The following is an 802-nucleotide window of genomic DNA, read 5'->3' as shown; positions in this document are numbered from 1 at the left end:
GGTGAGGGCGAGCGCATCGTGCGCGCCGGCGCCTGGACCGGCTGGGCGCCGACGCAGCTGATGGGCCAGGGCGTCGTGGGCCGGCGGCTTGGCATCTTCGGCATGGGCCGGATCGGGCGCGAGATGGCCAAGCTTGCGGCCGGGCTGCACATGGAGGTGCATTACCGCGACGTCGCGCGCCTCCCGGCAGAGCTGGAGCGCGGCGCGATCTTCCACGACAATGACGACAGCTTCCTTGCCGCGTCGGAGCTTCTGTCGCTGAACGCCCCGGGCGGCGCGGGCACGCTCGGCTGGCTGAACGCCGAGCGCATCGCCAAGCTGCCGCACGGGGCGATCGTGGTGAACGCGGCGCGCGGCACGCTGGTCGACGACGACGCCCTGATCGCGGCGCTGCGCTCCGGCCACGTCGCGGCGGCGGGGCTCGACGTCTATGCCGGCGAGCCGAACATGCACGCCGACTACCGCACGCTGGAGAACGTCGTGCTGCTGCCGCATCTGGGCAGCGCCACGGTCGCGACGCGTGACGCGATGGGCAACCTCGTGCTCGACGGCATCGACGCGGTGCTGGCGGGGCGGACGCCGCCGAACCTCGTCGCCTGACAGCACCCGCCACGTGGCCAGTCTCCTCGGCCTGGCGGCGGCGCTGGGCTGGGGGCTGACGGACTTCCTCGCACGCTTCGCCGGCGAGCGCCTCGGCGTCTCGCGGGCGATGCTGTTCGGACAGACCTCGGCCGTGGTCCTGCTGACGCTCTGGCTCGCCATCCATCCCGCGGACTGGCGCGGCGCGCTCGGCGCGCCCGCC

Annotated in this window: 2 protein-coding genes; both read left to right on the top strand. The window is 73.9% G+C overall.

What is annotated here, in order from left to right; all coding sequences use genetic code 11:
- On the top strand, positions 1-600 hold a 600-nt coding region (locus tag B8460_RS19395; RefSeq protein WP_048863274.1), incomplete at its 5' end, for an NAD(P)-dependent oxidoreductase.
- A gap of 13 nt (positions 601-613) precedes the next feature.
- On the top strand, positions 614-802 hold a 189-nt coding region (locus B8460_RS19390), incomplete at its 3' end, for a hypothetical protein (protein WP_048863273.1).

It is taken from the genome of Acidisphaera rubrifaciens HS-AP3, from assembly GCF_000964365.1.
GTDB classification, from domain to species: domain Bacteria; phylum Pseudomonadota; class Alphaproteobacteria; order Acetobacterales; family Acetobacteraceae; genus Acidisphaera; species Acidisphaera rubrifaciens.
This window is presented reverse-complemented; position numbering and strand designations above follow the sequence as displayed.